Origin of the sequence: Amycolatopsis sp. PS_44_ISF1 (assembly GCF_032335455.1) — a bacterium.
Classification (GTDB): Bacteria; Actinomycetota; Actinomycetes; order Mycobacteriales; family Pseudonocardiaceae; genus Amycolatopsis.
In genome coordinates this window covers 1,063,901-1,087,682 of record NZ_JANUXO010000001.1, presented here as the reverse complement: position 1 = coordinate 1,087,682, position 23,782 = coordinate 1,063,901, and the positions used below count along the sequence as shown (strand labels likewise).

26 protein-coding genes and 1 tRNA gene are annotated in these 23,782 nt (G+C 71.7%); 15 read left to right on the top strand and 12 right to left on the bottom strand.

Annotation, left to right across the window (positions count from 1 at the left end):
* Positions 1-49 precede the first annotated feature (49 nt).
* From NYF13_RS04870 to NYF13_RS04855, 4 genes are all read left to right on the top strand, one after another.
* Positions 50-745: a hypothetical protein gene (locus NYF13_RS04870; RefSeq protein WP_315654426.1), complete on the top strand. Its 696-nt coding sequence runs from the start codon at positions 50-52 to the stop codon at positions 743-745.
* Positions 742-1,203 carry a hypothetical protein gene (locus NYF13_RS04865; protein ID WP_315654425.1) on the top strand — a complete coding sequence of 154 codons (462 nt, stop codon included), beginning with the start codon at positions 742-744 and terminating at the stop codon, positions 1,201-1,203. Before NYF13_RS04870 ends, NYF13_RS04865 begins: the two co-directional genes overlap by 4 nt.
* A 100-nt stretch (positions 1,204-1,303) precedes the next feature.
* Complete coding sequence (locus NYF13_RS04860; RefSeq protein WP_396287232.1) at positions 1,304-2,509, top strand: polysaccharide pyruvyl transferase family protein; 1,206 nt, start codon at positions 1,304-1,306, stop codon at positions 2,507-2,509.
* An 84-nt stretch (positions 2,510-2,593) separates the two neighbouring features.
* Positions 2,594-3,754, top strand: a complete 1,161-nt coding sequence (locus NYF13_RS04855; protein ID WP_315654423.1) for an epoxide hydrolase — start codon at positions 2,594-2,596, stop codon at positions 3,752-3,754.
* Between the two features lie 3 nt (positions 3,755-3,757).
* Here the strand turns inward: NYF13_RS04855 and NYF13_RS04850 are convergent, their stop codons facing one another.
* Entirely contained in the window at positions 3,758-4,348 is a 591-nt protein-coding gene (locus NYF13_RS04850; protein WP_315654422.1) for a bacterial proteasome activator family protein, read from the bottom strand.
* 113 nt (positions 4,349-4,461) lie between these two features.
* Between NYF13_RS04850 and NYF13_RS04845 the strand changes: the two genes are divergently transcribed.
* Positions 4,462-5,661 (top strand): cysteine desulfurase-like protein, encoded by a 1,200-nt coding sequence (locus NYF13_RS04845; protein WP_315654420.1) that lies wholly within the window; start codon positions 4,462-4,464, stop codon positions 5,659-5,661.
* A gap of 49 nt (positions 5,662-5,710) precedes the next feature.
* Here NYF13_RS04845 and NYF13_RS04840 read toward each other — a convergent pair whose 3' ends face one another.
* Together NYF13_RS04840 and NYF13_RS04835 are read right to left on the bottom strand one after the other, a co-directional pair.
* Positions 5,711-6,688 (bottom strand): NAD(P)H-quinone oxidoreductase, encoded by a 978-nt coding sequence (locus NYF13_RS04840; protein ID WP_315654418.1) that lies wholly within the window; start codon positions 6,686-6,688, stop codon positions 5,711-5,713.
* Positions 6,689-6,764: 76 nt separating this feature from the next.
* Positions 6,765-7,694 carry a neutral zinc metallopeptidase gene (locus tag NYF13_RS04835; protein WP_315654417.1) on the bottom strand — a complete coding sequence of 310 codons (930 nt, stop codon included), beginning with the start codon at positions 7,692-7,694 and terminating at the stop codon, positions 6,765-6,767.
* A 527-nt stretch (positions 7,695-8,221) separates the two neighbouring features.
* On the opposite strand from NYF13_RS04835, the gene NYF13_RS04830 reads away from it, so the two are divergent.
* Both NYF13_RS04830 and NYF13_RS04825 read left to right on the top strand, forming a co-directional pair.
* The gene (locus tag NYF13_RS04830) at positions 8,222-8,752 is read left to right on the top strand and encodes a MarR family transcriptional regulator (protein ID WP_315654416.1); all 531 of its coding nucleotides are present in this window, start codon (positions 8,222-8,224) and stop codon (positions 8,750-8,752) included.
* Positions 8,716-8,800: transfer RNA gene (locus NYF13_RS04825), tRNA-Ser, on the top strand. The genes NYF13_RS04830 and NYF13_RS04825 overlap by 37 nt, the downstream gene beginning before the upstream one ends.
* 125 nt (positions 8,801-8,925) lie before the next feature.
* Here the strand turns inward: NYF13_RS04825 and NYF13_RS04820 are convergent.
* Positions 8,926-9,207: a DUF2277 domain-containing protein gene (locus tag NYF13_RS04820; protein ID WP_315654415.1), complete on the bottom strand. Its 282-nt coding sequence runs from the start codon at positions 9,205-9,207 to the stop codon at positions 8,926-8,928.
* A gap of 99 nt (positions 9,208-9,306) precedes the next feature.
* Here NYF13_RS04820 and NYF13_RS04815 point away from each other — a divergent pair, with 99 nt between their 5' ends.
* The gene (locus NYF13_RS04815; protein WP_315654414.1) at positions 9,307-10,251 is read left to right on the top strand and encodes an Ldh family oxidoreductase; all 945 of its coding nucleotides are present in this window, start codon (positions 9,307-9,309) and stop codon (positions 10,249-10,251) included.
* 22 nt (positions 10,252-10,273) lie between these two features.
* Here NYF13_RS04815 and NYF13_RS04810 read toward each other — a convergent pair whose 3' ends face one another.
* Positions 10,274-10,501 (bottom strand): RNA-binding S4 domain-containing protein, encoded by a 228-nt coding sequence (locus NYF13_RS04810; RefSeq protein ID WP_315654413.1) that lies wholly within the window; start codon positions 10,499-10,501, stop codon positions 10,274-10,276.
* A 24-nt stretch (positions 10,502-10,525) separates the two neighbouring features.
* Positions 10,526-11,281: a serine protease gene (locus NYF13_RS04805; RefSeq protein ID WP_315654412.1), complete on the bottom strand. Its 756-nt coding sequence runs from the start codon at positions 11,279-11,281 to the stop codon at positions 10,526-10,528.
* Positions 11,282-11,347: 66 nt separating this feature from the next.
* On the opposite strand from NYF13_RS04805, the gene NYF13_RS04800 reads away from it, so the two are divergent.
* Positions 11,348-12,181 (top strand): SDR family NAD(P)-dependent oxidoreductase, encoded by an 834-nt coding sequence (locus NYF13_RS04800; protein ID WP_315654410.1) that lies wholly within the window; start codon positions 11,348-11,350, stop codon positions 12,179-12,181.
* Positions 12,182-12,339: 158 nt separating this feature from the next.
* Entirely contained in the window at positions 12,340-13,053 is a 714-nt protein-coding gene (locus NYF13_RS04795) for a hypothetical protein (RefSeq protein WP_315654409.1), read from the top strand.
* A 25-nt stretch (positions 13,054-13,078) separates the two neighbouring features.
* On the opposite strand, the gene NYF13_RS04790 is transcribed toward NYF13_RS04795, so the two are convergent.
* Positions 13,079-13,735 (bottom strand): response regulator, encoded by a 657-nt coding sequence (locus NYF13_RS04790; RefSeq protein ID WP_315654408.1) that lies wholly within the window; start codon positions 13,733-13,735, stop codon positions 13,079-13,081.
* Positions 13,732-15,312 carry a sensor histidine kinase gene (locus NYF13_RS04785; protein ID WP_315657201.1) on the bottom strand — a complete coding sequence of 527 codons (1,581 nt, stop codon included), beginning with the start codon at positions 15,310-15,312 and terminating at the stop codon, positions 13,732-13,734. The genes NYF13_RS04790 and NYF13_RS04785 overlap by 4 nt, the downstream gene beginning before the upstream one ends.
* A gap of 198 nt (positions 15,313-15,510) precedes the next feature.
* Here NYF13_RS04785 and NYF13_RS04780 point away from each other — a divergent pair, with 198 nt between their 5' ends.
* The 4 genes from NYF13_RS04780 (at position 15,511) to NYF13_RS04765 (ending at position 19,175) form a co-directional block, all read left to right on the top strand.
* Positions 15,511-16,317, top strand: a complete 807-nt coding sequence (locus NYF13_RS04780) for an ABC transporter ATP-binding protein (RefSeq protein ID WP_315654407.1) — start codon at positions 15,511-15,513, stop codon at positions 16,315-16,317.
* A 52-nt stretch (positions 16,318-16,369) separates the two neighbouring features.
* Positions 16,370-17,191, top strand: a complete 822-nt coding sequence (locus tag NYF13_RS04775) for an ABC transporter permease (RefSeq protein ID WP_396287230.1) — start codon at positions 16,370-16,372, stop codon at positions 17,189-17,191.
* 1 nt (position 17,192) lies between these two features.
* Positions 17,193-18,248, top strand: a complete 1,056-nt coding sequence (locus NYF13_RS04770) for an ABC transporter substrate-binding protein (RefSeq protein WP_315654403.1) — start codon at positions 17,193-17,195, stop codon at positions 18,246-18,248.
* Between the two features lie 210 nt (positions 18,249-18,458).
* Positions 18,459-19,175, top strand: a complete 717-nt coding sequence (locus tag NYF13_RS04765) for a G1 family glutamic endopeptidase (protein ID WP_315654401.1) — start codon at positions 18,459-18,461, stop codon at positions 19,173-19,175.
* A gap of 65 nt (positions 19,176-19,240) precedes the next feature.
* On the opposite strand, the gene NYF13_RS04760 is transcribed toward NYF13_RS04765, so the two are convergent.
* From NYF13_RS04760 to NYF13_RS04750, 3 genes are all read right to left on the bottom strand, one after another.
* Complete coding sequence (locus NYF13_RS04760; RefSeq protein ID WP_315657197.1) at positions 19,241-19,846, bottom strand: hypothetical protein; 606 nt, start codon at positions 19,844-19,846, stop codon at positions 19,241-19,243.
* A 366-nt stretch (positions 19,847-20,212) separates the two neighbouring features.
* Entirely contained in the window at positions 20,213-20,617 is a 405-nt protein-coding gene (locus NYF13_RS04755) for an SsgA family sporulation/cell division regulator (protein WP_315654399.1), read from the bottom strand.
* Between the two features lie 248 nt (positions 20,618-20,865).
* Positions 20,866-21,327, bottom strand: coding sequence for an Lrp/AsnC family transcriptional regulator (locus NYF13_RS04750; RefSeq protein WP_315654398.1), 462 nt, complete (start codon positions 21,325-21,327; stop codon positions 20,866-20,868).
* Positions 21,328-21,536: 209 nt separating this feature from the next.
* On the opposite strand from NYF13_RS04750, the gene NYF13_RS04745 reads away from it, so the two are divergent.
* On the top strand, positions 21,537-22,541 hold the full coding sequence (locus tag NYF13_RS04745; RefSeq protein WP_315654396.1) for a beta-ketoacyl-ACP synthase III: 1,005 nt from the start codon (positions 21,537-21,539) through the stop codon (positions 22,539-22,541).
* A gap of 20 nt (positions 22,542-22,561) precedes the next feature.
* On the opposite strand, the gene NYF13_RS04740 is transcribed toward NYF13_RS04745, so the two are convergent.
* Positions 22,562-23,767 carry an alpha/beta fold hydrolase gene (locus NYF13_RS04740; protein WP_315654394.1) on the bottom strand — a complete coding sequence of 402 codons (1,206 nt, stop codon included), beginning with the start codon at positions 23,765-23,767 and terminating at the stop codon, positions 22,562-22,564.
* Between the last annotated feature and the right edge of the window lie 15 nt (positions 23,768-23,782).

Here is a 23,782-nt window from a genome sequence, read left to right as displayed (position 1 = left end):
GCGACCCGGGCTTGGGAGCCCAGTTCCCCGACGATGCGGTAGGGAGACGATGAATCGGACTCAGCTCGCCGACGAGGTGTCCGGCCGGCTCGACGCCGACGACGACCTCGACGGCCCGCTCCGGGAACTGCTGGCCGCCTACGCCCGCGGTGGCCGGCCCCGCGAGATCACCGTGGTCGGCAACGCCCCGATGCCGCCGGACGCCCGCCGGGCCGAGCTGGTCGACGGCAGTGACCTGGTGATCCGGATGACCACGTTCGCGGTCGACGAGCCCGAAGCCCCGCCGGTCTACGGGACCCGCACCGACGTGGTCGTGGTGCACCGCGGGCTGATCGCCTCCCCCCACACCTTCGCGGACTACACCTCGCGGCTCTACCTGCTGGCCGAACCGGGCCGGTTGTTCTGGGAGCCGGAAACCCTGCCGGACTGGTGGCCGGCGGACCTCGGGTTCGTGCCGATCTCGAACCGCCGGTTCGTGGTGCCGCTGGTGCGGCTGCTCGGTCTCGACCCGGCGCAGCCGCAGTGGGCGACCACGGGCACGCTCGTGGCCTACCTCTGCCGCCGCCTGTTCCCCGACGCGGTGCTCCGGCTGACCGGGGTGTCGATCCTCGACCGCCCGGACCAGACGGACTTCGAGCACGCGTGGGGGGACAAGGTCGGGGTCACCGCGGAGCACCGGCTGCACGCCGAATCGAGTCTCCTCAACCTCTGGCGCGAAACCGGAAGAATCGAGATTGTGCAGTGAGCGAGCTGCGACGTGCCGCTTCCCGGGTGAAGCGGCTGGTACGTGAAGCGGGCCAGCCCGTGGCGGCCCGGATTCGCCCGCGCATCGAACACATCGCGGATGAGCGGATCCGCCCGGAGGTCGACGCCCTCCGCGCGACGATCGGTGAGTTGCGCGAGGAACTCGAGCGCGTCGACGCCCGGTGCGACGATCTGGACGGTCACGTCAAGTGGCTCTACGACGAGCAGCGCCGGCTCGCCCCGCACCTGTCCGCCTTGGAAACCCGGGTGGCCGCGGTCGAGCGCCCGGGCCACGTCGAGCGTTACGCCGAACGTCTGGAGTACTCGGCGGAGGAAGCCGACGAGGTGCGTGCGGAACACGCGCGTATCCGCGCCCGGCTGTCGGTCATCTCGAAGTACGAGGAGCGGCTCGGCCGGCTGGAGGAGGAAGTCCACCGGCGCGCCGAGATCGAGAACTGAGCGGTCCCCGGGCCATCGGCGTCCACTGAGGACGGACCGTTCGGCCGCGCCCCGGAAGTCCGGCCGCCGGACCCGCCGTTACGATGAAGTGATGTCGGCCATGGAGGACGAGACCGGGAACGCACCCGTCTCGGCCGGTCCGCGCCCGTGCTACTACCTGGTCGCCCTCGCCGGTTACCCGAACTACGGCGATGAGCTCATCGCGGCGGGATGGCTGCGGTACCTCGCCGAAACGGCGCCGGAGGCCGAGGTCTGGGTGGACACCCCTTCGCCCGGCCCGGCGGCCGTCCTGCTCGACGGGATCCATCCGCGGGCGAAGTTCACCGACACCTTGTGGCGGCTGTGCGAGGAGGCACCCGGGGAAGGCGCTTGGCCGGCCGCCGCGTGGGTGCGCGAGGCCGCGCACCACCCGGGCCTGGTGCCGAGGCTGCACTGCGGCGTCGAGCTGCTGTCCCGGGCCGACGTGATCCACGTGGTCGGCGGGGGCTACATCAACGAGCTGTGGCCCAAGCAGGTCGGTCTGCTCGCGGGCGTTGCCGCCGCCGTCGAACGGTCGGGCGGACGGGCCGCGATGACCGGGCAGGGCCTGAGCCCGTCCGGCGAAGACGTCGCCCCGCTGGTGCGGGCCCTGGCCGACCACTTCGAGGTGGTCGACGTCCGCGACGACGCGTCGGCCGAACTGCTGGGCGTGCGGACCGGTGTGGACGACGCCTTCCTGGACATCGGCCCGGAGCGTTACGAGTCCGCCGACGAGCTGCCCGAGGTCATGCTGTGCCTCCAGTCGGACCTGGTCGAAGTCGGGATCGGGAAGCTGGCCGGTGCGGTCCTTTCGATGCTGCGGGCCTGGAAGGTGCCGCCACGGGACATCGGCATCATCGAGGGCATTCCCGGGGTCGACCGGGAGGTCTTCGCCCTCTTCGAGCGGGAGCTGCCGGGCGCGCGCTTCTACCCGTTCTCGCACCTTTGGACCCACGGTCTGCCCGCGGCCGCGCACCAGACCTGGATCTCCACCCGCTTCCACCCGCACCTGCTGGCCGCGGCGGCGGGCGCGTCCGGCGTCGCGATCTCGATCCACCCGGACTACTACGCGACGAAGCACCGGTCCCTGGCCGCACTGGGCTCGAACTGGACCCTGCTGGAGAACCTGTCGGAGGTGCCGGAACGCCCCACCGCCGGTGGCTACCACCCGGACCAGCTCGCCCGGTTCAAGCACGCGAAGCGGGAAGTGGCGGACCAGGTGTACGCACCGGTGGTCCGCAAGCCGCCGGAGCCACCCCAGCCACTGCCCCCGGCCGCCCAGTCCTAGGAGCGGCGGCGACGGTCGAAGTGGCGCGGGTGAACGTCCGATGGAGGACCGGAGCTGTCCTCCATCCGCCCTAACGTCGGGGTCATGAATCACCACCTCGACCCGTTCCGCGTGGCCGTTCCGCAGTCCGATCTCGAAGACCTCTGGCGGCGGCTGGCGGACACGCGCTGGCCCGACCAGCTCGACGATCCGGGCTGGGAGCTGGGCATCCCCGTCGACGCGGTGCGGGAGCTGGCCGAGTACTGGCGGCTGGGCTTCGACTGGCGCGCGCAGGAGGAGCGGATCAACGCCTTCCCGCAGTCCACCACCACCATCGACGGGGCGAACGTCCACTTCCTGCACGTCCGCTCGCCCGAACCCGGGGCCACGCCGCTGCTGCTGACCCACGGGTGGCCGGGGTCGATCGTCGAATTCCTGGACGTGATCGGGCCGCTCACGGATCCCCGCGCGTACGGCGGCGAGCCCGCGGACGCGTTCCACGTCGTGGCGCCGTCGATTCCCGGGTTCGCGTTCTCGGGGCCGACCCGGGATCGGGGCAGGGGACCGTCGCGCGGCGCGCGGGCCTGGGCGGAGCTGATGACCCGCCTGGGCTACCACCGCTTCGGCACCCACGGCGGCGACTGGGGCGCTCTGATCTCCCGGGAGCTCGCCGTCCAGTTCCCGGAGCGGGTGATCGGCGCGCACGTGACGATGCTGCCCACCGCCGTCGCGCGCGGTGAAGCCGACTTGGCCGGTCTCACCGGCGGCGAGCTGGCCCGGGCGGAGCGTTCGCTGAGCAAGTCGCGCGCGTTCCAGCGCACCGGCACCGGGTACGCGATGATCCAGTCCACCAAGCCGCAGACGCTCGCCTACGGACTGACCGACTCACCCGCGGGCCAGCTGGCCTGGATCGCGGAGAAGTTCCGCTCGTTCTCGAACACCGACCACGACGTGATCGACCGGGACGACCTGCTGGCCGACGTTTCGATCTACTGGTTCACCGGCACGGCCGGCTCCTCCGCCCGGATCTACGCCGACCTCGAAGGGGCCTGGGGCGCACCGGTGCCGCCCAACCCGGTGCCCACCGGCGTCGCCGTGTTCCCCGACGACATCGGGCTGCCGCTGCGCCACCTCGCCGAGCGGGCGGACAACGTCGTGCACTGGTCCGAGTTCGACCGCGGCGGCCACTTCCCGGCGCTGGAACAACCCGACCTGCTGATCGGTGACCTGCGGGCGTTCTTCGGCGCCCGGCGAGCCGCCCGCTGAACCTCAGAGGTACTGGCCGGTCCCGGTGATCCCCGGCGCGTGGCCTTCGCCCGGCCGCCCCGGCCCGGCCGGCGAGGAACCGGCGGGCAGTCCGCGGCGCATCTGCTCCAGCTGGACCCGCGCGGCCATCTGCTGGGCGAACAACGCGGTCTGGATGCCGTGGAACAGTCCCTCCAGCCAGCCGACCAGCTGGGCCTGCGCGATGCGCAGCTCGGCGTCCGACGGGGTCGACTCCTCGTTGAACGGGTGGACCAGGCGTTCCAGCTCGTCCTTCAGCTCCGGGGCCAGCGCTTGCTGCAGCTCGCGCACGGAGGTCTGGTGGATCTCGCGCACGCGGTTGCGGCTCGCGTCGTCCAGCGGCGCGGCGCGGACCTCTTCCAGCAGCTGCTTGATCATGGTGCCGATGCGCATCACCTTGGCCGGCTCTTCGACCAGCTCACCCATGCCCTCGACCTCTTCGCCCTCGATCGGCAGCGAGGCGCCCCCGACCGGGACACCGTCCGGTCCGACGACCATCACCTGGGGTGAAGGCTCGGCTCCCGCGTGACCGGCTGGGCCCGATTCCCGGTGGTTCGGCTCGCTCATGTGTTCCATCCCCGATAGCTGGCTCGTGGTGCACGACCGAGCGTAGCGGTTGCCGGGCTCGGCGGCCGGTTCCCACCCAACCCCGAGCGAACCGCGAAACCGCACGTCCGTACGGTGTCCACATGGCGTTTGACGTCGCTCGCATCCGTGGATTGTTCCCCGCGCTGGGTGACGGCTGGATTCACTTCGACGGCGCCGCCGGAATGCTGGTCCCGGAGCAGGTCGCCTCGGCCGTGTCCACGGCGATGCGGGCCCCGGTGTCCGGGCCGGGCGGAGCGTTTCCGGCCTCACAGCGCGCGGAGAGCATCGTCACCGCGGCCCGGCGGGCCGTGGCCGATCTGGTCGGGGCGGACCCGGCCGCCGTCGTGCTCGGGCCGAGCGCGCCGGTCATGCTGCGCCGGCTCGTCGACGCGCTGGCCGAGCGCTGGACCATCGGCGACGAGGTGGTCGTGTCCCGTCTCGACGAGCAGGCGAACCTGGCGCCGTGGCAGCGCGCCGCGAAGCGCGTGGGCGCCGTGGTGCGCTGGGGCGAAATCGACATCGAGACCTGCGAGCTGCCCGCCTGGCAGTACGAGAACCTGGTGTCCGCGCGGACCAAGGCCGTCGCCGTGACGCTGGCGTCGGGGTCGGTCGGGACCCGGCCGGACGTGCCGACGGTGATCGAGTTCGCCAAGCGGGTCGGCGCGCTCGTGGTGGTGGACGCGACCTACGCGGCGCCGTTCGTGCCGCTGGACCTGGCCGAGCTGGGCGCGGACGTGATGGTCGTCTCCGCGCAGTCCTGGGGCGGGCCTTCGGTGGGCGCGCTGGTGTTCCGCGATCCGGAGCTGCTCGAACGGATCGCCTCGGTCTCGCTCGACCCGGGCGCGCGCGGACCGGCCCGGCTGGAGCTGGGGCCGCACGCGCACCCGTTGCTCGCGGGCCTGGTCGCGTCGATCGACTACCTGGCCGGCCTGGACGACGCGGCCGCCGGCTCCCGCCGCGAGCGGCTGGTCACCTCGCTGGGCTCGGCCAAGTCCTACCACGCCGGGCTGCTGGCCCAGCTGTCCACGGAACTGCGTTCGCTGCGCCACATCATGGTGATCGGCGACGCCATGCGCCGCATCCCCGCGCTCGCCTTCGCCGTCGCCGGCAAGAAGTCGCCGGAGGTCGCGGAGTACCTCGCTTCGCAGGGCCTGTGCGCCTTCGCCGACGACGGGTCCAGCGGAGTCTTCGCGTCACTGGGGGTCGGCGAGGTGGGCGGGGCCGTGCGCATCGGGCTGGCGCACTACTCGAACGTCTTCGAGGTCAACCAGCTGGTGCGGGTGCTCGAAGAGCTCCGCTGACTCACGGGGATCGGGACGGGCTCCACTCGTCCCGAACCCCCCGAGTGGTTCAGGACTTGGCCGTCAGCAGCACTTTCCCGAACACGGTGCCCTCTTCGAGCATCCGGTGCGCGGACGCGGCCTCGGCCATCGGCACGACCTGGCCGACGATCGGCTTCACCGAGCCCTGTTCCACCAGCGGCCACAGCCGCTCGCGCACGTCGGCGACGATCGCGGCCTTCTGGTCCAGCGGCCGCGCCCGCAGGCCGGCGCCGAACACGCTGGCGCGCTTGCCCATCAGCCGGCCGAGGTCCAGCTCGCCCTTGACCCCGCCCTGCAGGCCGATCACGATCAGCCGGCCGTCCGCGGTCAGGGTGTCGACGTTGCGCCCGAGGTACTTGGCGCCCATGTTGTCCAGGATGACGTCGGCGCCGCCGGTCTCCTTCGCCAGCACCTCGGCGAAGTCCTGCTCCTTGTAGTTGACGGTGATGTCGGCGCCGAGCTGGCGGCAGCTCTCCAGCCGCTCGGCCGAGCCCGCGGTGACCGCGACGGTGGCGCCCAGCGCCTTGCCGACCTGGATCGCGTGCGTGCCGATACCGCCCGCCCCGCCGTGCACCAGCAGCACCTGGCCCTCGCGCAGGCCGCCGTGCATCACCACGTTCGCCCACACGGTGCAGGCGACCTCGGGCAGCGCGGCGGCGGCGAGGGTTTCGACCTCGGCCGGGACCGGGAGGACCTGGCCGGCCGGGACGGCGACCCTCTCGCCGTAACCGCCGCCCGCGAGCAGCGCGCAGACCTCGTCGCCGACGTTCCAGCCTTCGACGCCCTCGCCCAGCCCGGCGATCACGCCGGAGCACTCGAGGCCGAGGATCTCGCTCGCCCCGGGCGGCGGCGGGTAGTTGCCCTGCCGCTGGAGCTGGTCGGCGCGGTTGACCGCGCTCGCGGCGACGTCGATGAGGACTTCCCCGGGTCCGGCCTGGGGGTCGGGCACCTCGGTCCACTCGAGTACGTCGGGTGCGCCGGGCTCACGGATCGTGATCGCGTACATGGGGCCGACTGTATCCCCCGAACCACGGGCCGCACCGGAAGCCGGCTGTCACCGGCGTGAGGCGGGCCTTCGTGCTTCAGCCCAGGTTGTCGGTGCCGAAGGTGTCGCAGCGGGCGGGCTGACCGGTCTGGAACCCCGTGGTGAACCACTTCTCGCGCTGGGCCGAGGTGCCGTGGGTGAAGCTGGACGGATCGGCCTGCCCGCTGCCGAGCCTGGTCTGGATGTAGTCGTCGCCGATCCGCGAGGCGGTGTCCAGGGCCCGGGCGATGTCGTCCTTGGTGATGTCCTGGACCAGCGGTTTCCCGCTGTCGGTCGGGGTGGTCGAGGCGTGGTTGGCCCAGACCCCGGCGTAGCAGTCGGCCTGCAGCTCCAGCCGCACGGAGCCGGACTTCGGGCCGGTGCCCGTGCCCTGCCGGGAAGTGCCGTTCAGGTTCTGCACGTGGTGGCCGTATTCGTGCGCGAGCACGTAGGACTCGGTGAACAGGCCGCCCTGGGCGCCGAATCGGGACTTCAGCTCGTCGAAGAAGGACAGGTCGATGTAGACGTCCGAATCGGCCGGGCAGTAGAACGGCCCGGTGTCCGAGGTCGCGCTGCCGCAGCCGGTGCGCACGCCGCCGCTGAAGAAGCGGGTGGGCGCCTTCTTGTAGGTCCGGCCCGAGCGGGCGAACTCCTGCGTCCAGTAGTCCTGGACCGAGTTGACCACGGCGACGATCGCGCAGTCGTGGTCCCGGTTGGCGTCGGCCCCGGTGTGGCACTTCTGCGCCAGCGTGGTGCTGTCCACCTGCTGCCCGGAGCCGAGATCGCCCAGGCTCAGGCCGCTCGAGGCGGACGGGCCGAGGCTCGCCCCGCCGAACTGCGACATCAGGAAGTAGATGACGAGGCCGACCAGGCCGGTCCCGCCACCGCCGACCGCCACCCGGCCGCCGATCCCGCCGCCGCCACCACCACTGCCCCGCATGTCCTGGACCTCGGAGGTGTCCAGCCCGGCGTTGTCGTCGAATCGCACCAGGGGAGCGTAACGGGAAAGCCCGGCACAAGCCCGGGTGCGGCCCTTGGCGCTGCGGGCCGCACCCGGGGTGCTCACGAGAATGTTCGTCTACCAGGCGGTTGGCCACCGGCCGGGCCGGGCGTCGGGCGCTGCCTCGCGGTACCGAGGCCGCGAGGAGAGACAACGCCACCGGCGACGTCGGGTGCGCGGGGAAGAACCGGGCGCACCGGGTGAGGCTCGTGCCTGCTGTTCACCATCGCGACCGGACCGGAACGAGGCCGAGCCGGGCGCGGGACGCAGCGGGCGGTCAACCGCGGAAATCACCGATCACGCGACCACCTGGCCTCTCCCGGGTGGGATCCGGGTCCGGCGCACCACCGGCGGCTCGCCGTGCCACCCGATCTACCCATCCGCTACCAGCAGAATGCGCTTCGCCGGCCCCAGGCTCAACCGTTTCGTGATCCCCCTTCGGGCGATTCTTCCGCCGAACGCCTTCACCGGCTCCGCGCCGAGCGGGCCTTTTCGCGGCCTTCTACCCTTCGTGCATGACCGACGACCAGGGCGTGCGCTGGCTGAACGGCGTCGAGCAGCAGGCTTGGCAGGCCTACATCGTCGCCACGCTCCGGTTGCGCCAGCGCCTGCACCGCGAGCTGACCGAGGGCCACGCCGTGTCGCTCGCGGACTACGAGGTGTTCGTCTGCCTCAGCATCCGGCCCGACGGGCAGGCCCGGATGTCGGACCTGGCCGACCAGCTCGGCTCCACCAAGAGCCGCCTCTCCCACCAGATCAGCAAACTGGAAGCGGCCGGACTGGTCCGCCGCGCCCCGGACCCGGACGACAAGCGCGGCGTGCTGACCCAGCTGACCGACGCCGGTCACGCCCTGCTGGCCGCGGCCGCCCCCACCCACGTCCGCGGCGCCCGTGAACACCTCATCGACCTGCTGACCCCCGAGGAGCAGTCCGTGGTCGGCGAGGTCTTCACCCGCGTCCTCGAACACCTGCACGACCCGGACCCCGGGCGCGATACGCTGAGCGACAGGGAAGCGTGGCAGAGCGGCCGAATGCAGACGCCTTGAAAGCGTCCGTAGGGAAACCTACCGGGGGTTCAAATCCCTCCGCTTCCGCTCGCCGAAGGCGACGTGTGTCCGCGAAGGGCGCGGACCACGTCGGCTCGCCGCCGTTCTGGGGTGCAACCCCAGGCCCGCCCCCGGACCCCCGCGGTGGTCGTCTCGGTCCGGTGGTTTCGTTCTCAGGGGGTCTTGAGGGCCTTCTCGGCGATGCGGGCCCGGACCTCGGGGCGGCGCAGGGGCGGGACGGTCGGTGGGGGCTGGCGGCGCTCGGGGAGTTCGGCCAGCAACCGGGTGGTGATCTCGGCGATCTCGGCGACCGCCGACTCGAACGGGGCGCGGGTGGCGTCCGAAAGGGACTGCACGCCGGTCACCTTGCGGACGTACTGGCGCGCCGCCGCTTCGATCTCCTCCGTGGTCGCAGCGGGATCGAGTCCGCGCAACGTGGTGATGTTTCGGCACATGAGGCCCAGAGTACGTCGCGGCGGAGCGCTTCAGGCCTCATCACACAGTCGGGCCAACCTCGTTGACGGCGCCGCGGCGGCTTGGGCAGTCTCGTTGAAGTGCCCCTCCGACCACGATCGTTGCGCCAAGCCCGGCCCGCCGCCGCCGAAGTCCCCGTCGACACCCCGATTCCCGAGCAGGTCTGGCAGCGCGTTCCGGCCGACGAACTGGTCGAGTTCGTCGCGCTCGTCCTGGTGGCACACGAATTTCCCGAGCCCCGCGCCCGCATGGCCGCCGAGGCGCTGTGCCACGGCGACCTCACCGGCTCCTCCGATTCCGGCGTCCGCGAGCTCACCGGCGTCCACCTGCCGGCGGTGGAAAGCGGCCACGTGCGCCCGCGCGCCGAGCCGTTGATGATCGCCGACCGGGGGGCCGCCGCACTGCTCGACTACCGGCGCGCGCCGGGGCTCTGGGCGGTGGGCGACGCGATGGACCGCGCGATCGGGCGGGCCGGGCGGTTCGGCGTCGGACTGGTTTCGCTGCGCGGGGTCGGGCCGTTCGGCCGGGTCGGGCACCACGCCGCCCGGGCGCTGCCGCACGGGATGATCGGGCTGGTGATGGCCGCGGGCGGGGCGGAGGAGCACCCCGCGCACCCGCTCGGCATGGCCGCCCCCGCCGGCGCGTACCCGGAGTTCGTGCTCGACGTGGACATCGCCGACGCCGCCCGCAACCCCGCGTTCGCCGGCTTCGCCCTGCTCGTGGACGTGCTGGCCGGCGTGCTGTCCGGGGTCGCCGACCACGACCACGACACCGGACTGCTGGTCATGGCGATCGCCCCGACCACCCTGCGCAGCGCCGACGGGTTCTACCGGACGGCCAGCGCGCTGTTCGGCAGCATGCTCGGCTGGGAGGGCGGCGCGCCCATCCGCTACCCGGGCTGGCGCGAGGCCCAGTACCTCGAACAGTGCCGCGCGCTCGGCGTCCCGCTCAGCGCCCCGGTCCGCCGTGAACTGGACTCGCTGGCGGCCCGGCTCGGACTGCCCCCGCTGACCAGCGTCGAGTGACGCCCGGCCGGCACCGGGTGGCTCAACCCACCAGCGTGACCCGGCCCCGTTCCGGGCCGACCGCCACCACGTCGCCGTCGGAGAGCTGGCGGCCACGGCGGGTCTCCAGCTCGCCGTTGACCGTGACCTCCTCGGCGTCGAGCAGGTCCTTGGCGTGGGAGCCGTCCTCGGCGAGACCGGCCAGCTTCAGGAACTGGCCGAGCCGGATCGGCTCACCGGTGATGGGCACGTCGCGCACGGGCTCGCTCATCCCCCGATCATCCGCCATCGGCGCTCACGGCCGTGAGGTGGCTTGCCGGTAGAGCTCGGCGACGTCGTCCCCGAAGTAGCTGGAGTAGGACACGTCGTCGGTGTCGCCGCCGTACTCGTAGCCGCCGACCACGCCGATCACCGTGCCCAGGTTCGTGGCCGGATCGCGGTCCACGACCCAGGGCCCGCCGCTGGTCCCGGTGGCGAAGCCGGGGCAGTCCACGCGCAGCTGGTGCTCGTCCTGCCGGGTCGAGTCGGTGGCGCAGACCGCGGGGACCTCCTCGGACTCCGGGTAGCCGGTCACGCGCACGGGCTGGGCGAACGGCCGGCCCGTGCCGAGCCGGTTCGCGCCGGTGACGGCCTCGATCGGCTGCTTCGAGCCGGCCTGGTGGGCGGTGGCGAAGCCGACGTCGAGGTTCGGGTCGGACCCGCTGGACCAGCCCGGTGCCACCAGCTCGTCGGCGACGTCCCAGAAGCCGAGCGGCGCGACGCCGTCGTGGTAGCCCGGCGCGAACGTGACACCGGCGATGTAGTCCCCGCCCTCGCCGTCGTGCAGGCAGTGCGCGGCGGTGAGCAGCTCGTCACCCCGGCCGCTGTGCACCACGCTGGCGGTGCAGTAGTGCGTGCCGTCCAGGAACAGCGCGCCGACGGCCTCGGACGAGCGCAGCCGCGGCGTCGAATCCGCAGGTGAGAGTCGGTGACCGGCTCCGGCCACGACGGTCCCGGTCGTGCTCAGCACCACCACGGTGCCGATCGTGACCACCACACGCGCGCGTCGCATTACCGGCCTCCCAGTCGATCGTTACCCCACTAGTATCCAAATTCCTGGACCCGAGGGGGAGCGGCGATGAAGAACTTCGCGCACCGGGTCGCGGTGGTCACCGGGGCGGGCTCGGGCCTCGGCCGCGCGCTGGCGCTGGCCCTGGCCGGCCGCGGCGCCCGGCTGGCACTGTCCGATGTGGACACCGATGGGCTGGCCGGGACCGTGGCCTCGGCCGACGGGCTGGGCGCCGAGGTCCGCGGCTACGAACTGGACGTCGCCGACCGCGCGGCCGTGCTCGCGCACGCCGAGGAGGTCGCCGCCGAGTTCGGCCGGGTGAACCTGGTGGTCAACAACGCCGGGGTCGCGCTCGGCGCCACCGTGGAAGAGATGAGCTTCGAGGACTTCGACTGGCTGATGGGCATCAACCTCGGCGGTGTGGTGAACGGCACGAAGGCGTTCCTGCCGCACCTGATCGCCTCCGGCGACGGGCACCTGGTGAACGTCTCCAGCGTGTTCGGATTCATCGGCGTGCCGTCGCAGAGCGCGTACAACGCGGCGAAGTTCGCCGTTCGCGGATTCACCGAGGCGTTGCGTGAAGAGATGCTGGCGGCCCGGCACCCGGTGGGCGTCAGCTGCGTGCACCCCGGCGGGATCAAGACCGACATCGTGCGGAACGCGCGCGGCGGGGCCGGCGGCGACCGCGAGTCCGCGGCGGCGGGCTTCGACAAGATCGCCATGACCACGCCGGAGCGGGCCGCGCGGACGATCCTGCGCGGGGTGCAGCGGCGCTCGGCCCGGATCCTCATCGGACCGGACGCGTACCTGTTCGACGCGATGCCGCGGGTGCTCGGCTCGGCCTACCAGCGCCCCGTCGCGACCCTGGCCCGGTTCGGCCGCAAGCGGGCCGGCCTGGAGTGAACCGGCGGTCTCCCCGTTTCGCCGGGCGGGAGCAGCGAACCGGCTGCACAACGAAATCAACGGCTCACCCAATGGAGTTGAGTTTCTGACAACCGCCGCGGAAATGCCCCACAATGCTGACGTCGATTCGCGTGCCCGTCCCCTCCGGAGGTTCCCCGATGCTGCGCACCGCTGACCGCCGTGCGACTCCGCCCGCCGACCCCGCCGCCACGGACCTGCTGGACCGGACCGGCATCATCGCGGCGAGCCTGCCTCGCGGGCGGCGCGGTCCGGAGGACCCCGACCTCGAAGACACCCAGCCGATCCCGGTGGTGCCGGGCGGGGTGGCGCTGCGGCCCGGACCAGGCGGGGCCGCGGCCGGGGCGGCCGGCGCGGCGCTGGCCGGCGAAGCGCTGATCGATTCCCGGCCCCGAGCCGTGGTGATCCGCCGCCGCAGGCGCGCGTGGGCCGGCGGCAGTGCGGCGCTGGCCCTGGTCGCCCTCGGCTGGCTGGCCGGGGGCCTCTTCGGCGGCAGCCTGGTGGCCGGCTCCTCCGACGACGCCGTGGCGCAGACCGACCAGCGCCCCGTGGTGGCCCCGCAGGTGGCGCCCCAGCCCGCGCCCTCGGCTCCGGTCACCACCCCGGAGGCGGACCCGGCCGCCGCGCCGGTGACCGTCTACGTCCCGGCCCCGACCTCGTCGAAGCCGGTCAAGCACAACCCGGTCAAGCCGCCGCCGACCCACCGGTCCACTTCGGACGACGCGGCCACCGAGCGCGCCGACACCGGGCGCGCCGACACCAAGCCCGCTCCGCCCTCCAGCTCGCCGAACGTGGTCCAGCGGTACCTGGACCGGTGGACCGGCTTGGTCAGCCGGGTGGCCGGCGGTCGCTGAGCCGCCGCCGCGGTCCCGGGCCGGCTCAACCGGCCCAGCGGTACTCGTGCTCCGGGCGCCCGGTGGCGCCGTAGCGCAGCCGCATCTCGACCGCGCCCGATTCGGCCAGGGCGGTGAGGTAACGCTGCGCCGTGGCCCGGGCCATGCCCAGCTCACCGGCGATCTCGGCCGCCGAGAGCGGCACCGGGGAGCCGCGCAGCTGCTCGGACACCAGCCGCGAAGTGGCACTGGACTGGCCCTTCGGCGCGGCGGCCCGGTCCTGCTCGTGCAACGCCCGGTACGCGCGGTCGACGTCGTCCTGCGTCATCGGGCGGTCGTGGTCCAGCAGACCCCGGTACCGCGCGTACGAGGTGAGCCGCTCGGAGAGCTGACGGGTGGTGAAGGGCTTGATCAGGTAGTTCAGCGCACCCGCGCGGATGGCGGCGCCGATCGAGCGGGTGTCGGTGGCCGCGGACAGGACGATGGTGTCGGTCTGCAGCTCCGGCAGCACGGACAGCCCGGGCTCGTCCGGCAGGTAGACGTCCAGCAGCACCAGGTCCGGGGCCAGCTCGCGGACGCGGGCGCGGGCCTCGGCGGCGGTGTGGGCGGTGCCCGCGACCGCGAAGCCCGGCACCTCCGCGACGAAGGCCGCGTGCACGCCGGCCACCCGGAAGTCGTCGTCCACGATGAGGGTGCGGATCATTCGGCGGCCTCCACGAGCAGCTCCGGCAGTTTCGCGACGAACAGGGCCCCGGACGACGGGCCGCCGGGGTCGGCCAGCCACACGTCGCCACCGCGGGCCCGGGCGGCCTGGCGCGCCAAGGCGAGCCCGAGCCCGTGGCCGGGTGCGAGCTTGGACGACACCCCCTCGTCGAACAGCGTGTCCCGCAGCGGTCCGGCCACCCCGGAGCCACTGTCCACAACGGACACGTGCAGGGTCGTGCCGTCGGCCAGCAGCGCGACCTCCACCGAGGCCGGCCGTCGCGGGCTCATCCGCGCCGCGTGCAGGGCGTTGTCCACCAGGTTGCCGATCACGGTGCCCGCCGCGATCGGGTCGGTCACCGCGGTGGGCACCCAGGAGTCGTCGGCCAGCTTCAGCTCCATCCCTTTTTCCTGTGCCTGCTCGGTCTTCGCCACGAGCAGGGCCTGCAGGTACGGGTCCGCGACGCTGTCGCCGAGCGGGTGCGGCCGGGCCGAGCCGGTCTCGGTCAGGGTCTGCAGGTACTCCTCGGCCTCGGCGTGGTGGCCGAGCTGCAACAGCCCGGACAGCGTGTGCAGCCGGTTCGCGAACTCGTGCCGCTGCGCCCGAAGACCGTCCGAAAGGGAGCGGATGCCGTCCAGCTCGCGGGTGAGCGTGTCGAGGTCGGTGCGGTCGCGGAAGGTCAGCACGGTGCCGAGCGGCCGGTCGTCCCGGCCGACGGCGCGCGAGTTGACCACCAGCACCCGGTTTCCGGCCACGGCCAGCAGGTTGTCCACCGGCACCCCCTCCGCCACGGCCTTGTGCACCCGCGGCGACAGCTCCAGTCCGGCCATCGGGGCGCCGACCGGCAGCTCGGTGCCCAGCAGCCGCTCGGCCTCGTCGTTGCGCACGGACACGCGCTGCTGCCCGTCCAGCGCCAGCACCCCCTCGCCGATGCCGTGCAGCACGGCCTCGCGCTCGTAGAGCAGTTCGGTCAGCTCATGCGGTTCGAGCCCGTGCGTGACCCGCCGGAGCCGGCGGTTGAGCAGGGCGGACGCGCCGACCCCCAGGACCAGCGCGCCACCCGCGAAGGCCAGGGTGATCACGAGGAGGTGGTAGAAGTCCCCGGTCAGCTCGTTGATCTCGAAGCCGACACTGACTTCGCCGACGACTCGTGGGCCTTGGCGGATCGGTGTCTTGCTGCGCACGGAAAGCCCCAGCGTGCCCCTCTGCACCGCGCTGATGACGTCATTGCCCGCGAGCGCCTCGTCGGCGGGGGTGCTGACCCGTCGGCCGACCTCGCTCGGGGTCGGATGCGCGAGCCGGATGCTGTTGTCGTCGGTGATCACCACGAACAGTGCTTCGTTCGTCCTGGTCACCGCCTGCACGCGCGCTTCCAGCGCCCCGCCTTGCTGCCGGGCGGCGGCTCCGGTGATCACCACCGGGTCCGACGCCACCGACCGCGCGATCGCCAGCGCCCGTTCGCCGTACTGCTCGGTCAGCGTGTCCCGCAGCAACCAGCTGAACAACAGGACGCCCAGCGCCACCACCAGCGCCACCACGCCGATCTGCAGCAGCAGGACCTGGCGGGTGAACCGCATCCGCGGGAAGAGCGCCCACTTTGGCATGCCAGGCAACATACCCCCAGCTCAGAGGCGTGCGCTAAACGAGCAAAACGTGGAGAACGCGCAGAGCGCACGCAGAACGTCGACAAGCTTCCCGGGCGTGGAACCCGCTCTTAACCTGCCAGACAGCTGTGACGCGCCCCACCTCCCCGCCGTGACGAAGGAGTCACCTCGATGGCCCCACCCCTCATCGAACTCATCGAAGCCACCAAGAGGTTCCCCAGCGGTTCCGGCTCCGTGCACACCGCGGTCCGCGAGCTGTCCATGACGGTGGACCCGGGGGAGTTCGTCGCCGTCGTGGGACCGACCGGCTGCGGCAAGTCGACCACGTTGTCGCTGGTCTCCGGACTGCAGCCGGCGTCCGCGGGCCGGGTCCGGGTGAACGGCGAGGACGTCACCTCGATCCCGGACGGCGTCGGCTACATGTTCCAGACCGACGCCGTGATGCCGTGGCGCTCGGTGCTCGACAACGTCGCCTCCGGCCCGCGCTTCCGCGGTGCGTCCAAAGCGGACGCCCGGGCCAAGGCCACCGACTGGATCGCCCGGGTCGGGCTGGCCGGGTTCGAGAAGTACTACCCGCACCAGCTCTCCGGCGGGATGCGCAAACGCGTCGCGCTGGCCCAGACGCTGGTCACCGATCCGAAGATCCTGCTGATGGACGAGCCGTTCTCCGCGCTCGACGTGCAGACCCGCGCGCTGATGCAGGACGAGCTGCTGCGCCTGTGGTCCGGTTCCGGCGCGGCCGTCATCTTCGTGACCCACGACCTCGACGAGGCCATCGCGCTGGCCGACAAGGTGGTGGTGCTGACCACCGGCCCGGCCACGGTCAAGGACGTCTTCGAGGTCCCGCTGGAGCGCCCGCGCCAGGTCGAGGACCTGCGGCTGACCGAGCAGTTCCGCAAGATCTACTCCGACATCTGGGAATCGCTGCGCGGCGAGGTCGACAAGGCCCGCCGGAAGGGAGCGACCGGTGTCGCTTGATCTGATCGTCCCGCCCTCGAACCCCAACCCGCGGATCGAAGACGAAGCGAGCATCATCGCCCGCCAGAAGCTCAAGTCCCGCGCCCGCCGCCGCAACATCTGGCTGCTGCGGCTGGCCATCGTGGTGGTCTGGCTGGGTAGCTGGGAGCTGGCCGGCCGGTACTGGATCGACCCGTTCTTCTACTCGATGCCCTCCAAGATCTGGGAGCGGCTGGTCGAGTGGTTCAGCACGGGCACCGACTTCGGCTCCATCTGGTACCAGATCCTGGTCACCGTCGAGGAGGCGGTGATCGGGTTCGTGCTCGGCGCGATCCTGGGCGTGGTGCTGGGCGTGGTGCTCGGCCGCAGCCAGTACCTGGCCGACGTGCTGGCCCCGTTCATCAAGGCGGCCAACGCCCTCCCGCGCATCGTGCTGGCCGCGCTGTTCGTGATCTGGTTCGGCCTCGGCATGTCGTCGAAGGTCGCGACGGTGGTGGTGCTGGTGTTCTTCGCGGTGTTCTTCAACGCCTTCACCGGCGCCCGCGAAGTGGACCGCAACCTGATCGACAACGCGCGCATCCTCGGCGCGTCGAGGTGGGCCGTGCTGCGCTCGATCGTGCTGCCGAGCGCGACCTCGTGGATCCTGTCCTCACTGCACGTGGCGTTCGGCTTCGCGCTGATCGGGGCGGTGGTCGGCGAGTACACCGGGGCCAAGGCGGGCATGGGCTTCCTCATCTCCAACGCCCAGGGCACCTTCGACACCGCGGGGGTGTACGCCGGGATGCTGATCATCACCGTGGTCGCGCTCGCGGCCGAATGGGGCATCGGCACCGCGGAGTCGCGGCTGCTGCGCTGGCGTCCGCAGATGAACTCCCAGTCCGGCCAGGGGATCTGAGATGCGTCTCAAAAGGACAATCACGCTGGCCGCCGCGCTGGTGGTCACGCTGGCCGGGGTCGCGGCCTGCCGCGACTCGCGCCAGATCGACCTCGGCAGCGGCGGAAAACCGCACATCAAGATCATGGTCGGCGGCCTGTCGAAGGTCATCTACCTGCCCGGGCAGCTCGCCCAGCAGATCGGCGCGTACGAGCGGCAGGGGCTCGACGTCGAGCTGTTCGACCAGCCCTCGGGGGCCAACGCCGAGACCTCGCTGCTGGCCGGCGAGGTGCAGGGGGTGGTCGGCTTCTACGACCACACCATCGACCTGCAGGCCAAGGAGCAGTGCATCACCAGCGTCGTGCAGTTCTCGAACGTGCCGGGCGAGGCCGAGATGGTGGGTACCGCGAAGGCGGGGGAGATCCGTTCGGGCCGGGACTTCCGCGGCAAGAACCTCGGCGTGACCTCGCTGGGCTCGTCCACGGACTTCCTGACCAAGGCGCTGGCCGCCCGCGGCGGGCTCAGCGGCAAGGACTACACCCCGGTCAAGGTCGGGGCCGGGCAGACGTTCATCTCGGCGTTGCAGCAGGGCTCGATCGACGCCGGCATGACCACCGACCCGACCATCGCGCAGCTGACCAACACCGGCCAGGCGAAGATCCTCTACGACCTGCGCACGGTGGCGGGCACCCGGGCCGCGCTCGGTGGGCTGTACCCGGCCAGCTCGTTGTACATGAGCTGCGAGATCGTGCACCGGTACCCGGACATCGTGCAGAAGCTGGCCAACGCGTACGTGGATTCGCTGCGGTGGCTGGCCGAGCACACGCCGGAGCAGGTCGCGGACGTCATGCCGCAGTCGTTCGCGGGCGGGGACAAGGCGCTGTACGTCAAATCGCTCCACGACAGCCTGCCGATGTTCACCCAGGACGGCCGGATGGACCCGGCGGGCGCGCGCAACGTGCTGAACGTGCTGGGCTCGTCTTCGAGCAACGTCAAGCCGAAGAAGGACCGGATCGATCTTTCCCGGACCTACACCACGCAGTTCGTGGAAGCGGCGCTGGCCCGCCCGGCGCGCTGAGCTCGCGGTGCCCGCCGTCCGGATGGGGGCGGGCACCGCGGACTTCCGCGTGTACAAGGGAAAAATCAGGACATTCCGGTGCCCGATTCCCGGAATGTGAAGACCCTTCGAAAGTAGCTACCTCTCGGCGCGGGCGAATCCAACACTGTTACCGGTGCGCACCACCTGGTAACTCCCCGAGTCCCCATCGGTGATCAGATTGGACCCCGCATGAACTCCCTCTCCTCTCGGACCGTCCGGGCACTGGCCCTGGCCGCCGTCGCCGCGGCGGGTCTCACGGCCGCGGCCGGCCCGGCGAGCGCGGCGCCGACGTTCGGCGCGCACTTCCACGGACAGGCCTATTCGGGTGGCAACTGGGGCGGTTACGTCAGCTTCGGCAGCTTCACCACGGCCACGGCCAGCTGGAAGGAGCCGTCGGTCACCTGCAATTCGAGCAACGACCTGTTCGCCCCGTGGGTGGGCATCGACGGCGACGGTTCGTCCACTGTGGAGCAGACCGGGGTCGCCACCGACTGCTCCAGCGGCCGCGCGGTCTACCAGGCCTGGTACGAGATGTACCCGGCCGCCCCGGTGTACTACTCGACCTCGGCGGCGCCGGTCAGCGCGGGTGACAACTTCACCGCGACCGTGACGCGCTCGGGCAACTCCTACAAGCTGGACATCAGCGACACCACCAAGGGCTGGTCGAAGACGACCACCAAGTCGTTGAACGCCAAGCACGCCTCGGCCGAGGCCATCATCGAGTCGCCCACTGACTCCTACCCCTCGATCAACGGCGGCATCTCGTTCAGCGGCGTGAAGTTCGACGGCAAGAGCCTCGCCTCGACCAACCCGCAGGGCATCGACGCGGACGACAACGGCAGCGGCACCTACAGCCCGAGCCGGATCGGCTCGGACGGCCAGAGCTTCACCATGACCGAGCACTGACCACCGGTTCACCGGCGGGGGCGCCTTCCCGGCGGGGGCGCCCCCGGTTCTTTCGGTGGGAGGGTTCAGTGCTGCAGCGCCCCGACCGCCCAGGCCACCACCATCACCGCGACCAGCAGGGAGATCGCCGCCTGCAGCATCATGGTCATCTTCGCCCAGATCCTGAGCGGCATCACGTCGGTCGGGCTGAACGCGGTGGCGTTGGTGAAGGCCAGGTAGAGGTAGTCCAGGTAACGCGGCTCCCAGTCGTCGTGGGTCAGCTCGGGGCTGTCCATCTGAGGGAACTGCAGATCGGCGTACTGGGCCTGGCCGTCGGCGCGCCGGGCCGGGCCGCCGCGGTCGAACTCCCAGTACCACAGGGAGAACACCACGATGTTCGTCCAGTACACGATGCCGCCGCTGACCAGCACCTGCACCGCGTGCCCGCCGAACGAGCCGTGCGCGATGCCCAGCACCAGCCGCACGGCCGAGCCGCCGTTCGCGAAGCTCACCACCGCCACGACGGCGAGCGAGACGACCCGTTCGACGTGGCTGAACCGGCTCATCCGCCCGGGGTTGATCAGCAGCAACGCCACGATCAGCAGCAGCGACAGCGAAGGCAGCAGCCACCACGGCGACAGCTCCACCTCGTGCGGCAACGCGAGCTGCAACGCGAGCGTCGCCACCACCACCGCGGCCGCCGGCCACCGGGTCTCGCCGTCGGTGGTCCGGCGCCAGGCCGGCCGGTCGTCCCGCGGATTCGCTGAAGTCACCCGATCAAGGTAGGGCGCGGGCGGCGCCGGTGCCCGGCGCCGCGCCAGCGGTCGGCGGACGGCCGCGAAAAACGTCGTGGAGGGCCCGGTCGAAGAGGACAAAGCGGGCCAGACGCGGCCGGCCGGTGGCCCTTCTCCGCCAGGCGCCGGGTGCTCCGGCCGCGATGACGTCCACTGTGTACTCCTCCGAAGTGGACCGTGGCCGGGGAAACGGAGGAGGGCGGGTCGAGTGCCTTCCGGCGCACTCGACCCGCCCTACCCCCAGTGCCGCGGGATCGGCAGGTCTCACACGTTGCTGATCTCTTCGATCAGCGCGTCGACGTCGAAGCTTTCGCTCTCGCCGCCGAGGGGGACGAGTTCGTAGGAGGAGTCGAGGAAGTTCCGGACGTCCTCGCGCTCGAGCTCGAACGACGCGTACCCGTCCGGCGACTCGATCTCGAGGGTCAGCATCGCCTCGTCCTCGGACAGGTCCGGGCGGACCCGCACGTCGCCGAGGCCGGACGGCTCATCGAGCCCGGTCACGAGAAGGTCACGTGCGAACGTCCACTCGATCCACCGGCCGCGCTCGGTCCGGAAGGCCACGGTGACCGCGAAGGGCTCGTCGGCGTGGTAGGACAGACGGGACAGCACCGGCGTGGTGCTCTCGTTCAGCAACACGAACTGGGTCTGGTGTACGGCGTCGGTGTGCACGGCTGCTCCTGGTGTGTTCCTCCGGTGGTTCGCGCCTGGCGAACTGTCGGCAGGGAGATGATCGGCCGATCCCCTCGTGACGCCAGAACCCCGACGTTCACGCGATCGGTTGCATCCGCCCCGTCAGGCGTAACACGCGACACTCACCCCTTGCACCCGGTTCACGACCTCGGGTCACATTGTCTGCCCCGCCAGGGCAGCCGCGGGGGACTCGCGCGCAACCGGGAGACCGTCCGAAGTAGACGGGCTCAGCCCAGCGGCAGGGTCAGCCCGACCTTCACCCGGTCCATGACCACGCTCGTGGTGAAGTGCCGGACGTTCGGGTTGTCGAAGAACGTCCGCCGGGTGAACGCCTCGAACGCGCCCATGTCGGAGCAGGTCACGACCAGGGCGAAATCGGCCTGGCCGGTCACGTAGTAGCACTGCTGGACGTGGTCGTCGCCCAGGACCTGGCGGCGGAAGCCGTCCAGCACGGTCAGGTGCTCGCGCTCCATCTCGACCATCACCAGGAACGTCATGAGGGCCCGCGGCGACAGCACGGCGACCTCCTTCTCGATCACCCCGGTCTCGCGCAGCCGCTTAATCCGGCGCTGGACGGCGGCGGCGGAGAGGCCGACCTTCGCGCCGATGACCTCGGCGATCGTGCGCGCGTCGGCCTGCAGGCAGGCGAGGATGGCCAGGTCCAGCCGGTCCAGGTCGGGAGTGAGCACGCCTCAGGCTAACCGGGGACACCGACCGAACGCCTCGCCTTTACCGGCGCCCGCCTGCGGACCAGTGCGGACTGTGGCCAATACCTCCTAATGAGCGAACCTGGAAGGGGTTTTCCAGTGACCTGGAACACAACTGACCGGTCTACCCAGGGGTAGCCCATACAAGTGGACTCAGCCGTCGCCCCACCGTCGGCTGGGAGGGTTCCGTCGTGAGTCTGCAAGGGTTTCCGCCCGGTCGCGCCGCCGTGCTGACGGGACTGGGTGCGGCCTTGCCCGAACGGGTGGTGGACAACCACGAGCTGGCCGAGCGGCTGGACACCTCCGACGAGTGGATCCGCACCCGCACCGGCATCCGGGAGCGCCGGATCGCCGCGCCGGGTGAGTCCACAGTGGATCTCGCCGTGGCCGCGGGCCGCCGGGCGCTGGCCGGTACCGAGGGCGGGGCCGACGCCGTGGTGCTCGCGACCTCCACCGCCGACCAGCTCTGCCCGGCCAGCGCGCCCCAGGTCGCCGCCCGGCTCGGCCTCGGCACCGCCGCCGCGTTCGACGTGAACGCCGTGTGCAGCGGCTTCATCTACGCCCTCGCCACCGCCCAGGGGCTGATCGCCGGGGGCATCGCGAAGCGGGTGCTGGTGATCGGCGCCGACGTCTTCACCTCCCTGCTCGACCCGGACGACCGCACCACCGTGCCGATCTTCGGCGACGGGGCGGGAGCGGTGGTGCTGCGCGGCGGCGACTCGGCCGAGCCCGGTGCGCTCGGCCCGTTCGACCTGCACAGCGAGGGTGAGCTGGCCGACCTGCTGTGGGTCGAGGCCGGCGGCGCGCGCCGCCGCCACTCCGAAGACCCGCGTGAGCACTACCTCCGGATGCAGGGCACGGCCGTGTTCCGGCACGCCTGCGCCCGCATGGCCGAGTCCTCCCGCGCGGTGCTGGAACAGGCCGGCTGGATGGTCGGCGACGTCGACCGGTTCGTCGGCCACCAGGCCAACATCCGCATCCTCCAGGCCACCGCCAAGCACCTCGGCCTGCCCGCCGACGCGGTCGTGGCCAACATCGACCGGGTCGGCAACACCAGCGCCGCCTCGATCCCGCTGGCCCTCGCGGACGCCGCCGCCGACGGCACCCTGGGGCCGGGCCACCGGGTGGTCCTGACCGCCTTCGGGGCCGGTCTGACCTGGGGTTCGACCCTGCTGACCTGGCCGGACGTCCTCTAGCCCGGCCCGGTGACTCGCGCTCAGGCGGTAGCCAGGGTCTCGTCCAGCCAGTCGAACATCACCTGGTGCGAGCGGCCCATGGCCCCCATGTGGCAGTGCTCGCCGGCGCCCTCGGCCTCGGTCAGGGTGACCAGCGTGGTGTCCGCGTTGACCAGCGCGGCCTGGACCTCCTGCGGCTGACCCCGGAAGAACTGGTCGTTCTCCGCGTCCATGATCAGCGTCGGCGCGGTGATGCGGTCGGCGATCCCGGTGAGGGTGTAGTCGCGGCTGCGGCGGACCAGTGCGGCGGCCGAGCCGACGCCGAGGGTCCACTTGCCGTTGTTCAGCGCCCAGCGAACCTGCGTGACCTGGCTCGCGATCAGGCCCATCACCGCGTCGGCCACGTCGTCGCGCTCGTCGTTGATCCACTCGGTCAGCATCGGCGGCAGGCTGCGGTCGAAGGCCGCGTGGAAGTCGTGCACGCCGTCGTCGAGGATCAGCGCCGCGATCCGGGGTTCGAACGCCGCCGCGCGGGCCACCAGGTAACCGCCGAGGCTGTAGCCGAACACGGAGATCCGCTGGTCGTCGACCTCCGGGCGGCGCACCGCGTAGTCGATCACCGGCGTGATCACGGCCTCCCAGTCCGGCCGGAAGACGAGCTGCCGGCGCCGCAGCGTCGCGCCCTGGCCGGGCCCGTCGAAGGCCAGCACGTTGTAGCCGCGACGCAGCGCCGCCGCGGCCAGCGCGAAGTAGGCCTCTTCCAGCGTGGAGTCGTAGCCGCTGTTGTAGACCACGGTGGGCCGCGGCGTGCCGGAACCGTCGACCAGGAAGAGGTAGCCGGGCAACGTCGTGCCCTCGTACGGGATCTCCACCGCTTCGACCGGGGTGTCGAGCAGCGCCGCCGCTTCCGCGAAGGTGTCGTGGGAGCGGCGGGAGAGCTCGGTGACCTCCGGGTCCGTGGCCGGGTGCTCACGGAGGTAGAACTCGGCCGTCCGGTAGTAGTTCGACGCGCGCAGCAGCGCCTCGCGGGCGCTCACCTCGTGCCCGGCGGCCAGCGCCTTGCGGCCGATGTCCTCCACGCGCTCGGCCGTCGCCTTCCAGGAGGCGTGCCAGGCGGCCTCGTCGCCGTCGTCGATCTTGGCGCCGGTGGCCAGCACTTCGCCCAGGTCGGCGCCGCCGTAAGCGGCGAAACCGGCGGCGCGCAGCGCTTCGAACGAGAACGATTCGTCGTCGAACAGGAACTTCACGATGACCTCCGATTG